The organism is Virgibacillus sp. 7505, from assembly GCF_002272135.1.
Taxonomy (GTDB): Bacteria; Bacillota; Bacilli; order Bacillales; family Amphibacillaceae; genus Terribacillus.
Map to the genome: position 1 here is coordinate 1 of NZ_NPBF01000301.1, position 237 is coordinate 237.

Sequence of the window (237 nt, forward strand, 5' to 3'; positions counted from 1 at the left end):
CTTTAAAATTAAGAAGGGATCGTGTTATCGACCTTCTCACTGTATATGCCCCGAAGGAAGTAACGTGGATTGTCCCAAAAGGAGGAGTCAATATTTGGATATCGCTGCCCCCTTGGGTCGATACCAATGAAATGCTGTTTGAAGCAAAGAAATTTGGCATCTCCTTTCTCCCTGGATCTGCTTGCTACCCTAAAGAACCTGCCATGAATCATCTGCGGTTGTGTTTTGCTACTGTAG

The 237-nt window shown here is 44.3% G+C and carries 1 protein-coding gene; it reads right to left on the reverse strand.

The annotated features are described in order from the left end of the window. Positions 1 to 8 precede the first annotated feature (8 nt). On the reverse strand, positions 9 to 237 hold a 229-nt coding region (locus tag CHH91_RS20995; protein WP_217973783.1), incomplete at its 5' end, for a hypothetical protein.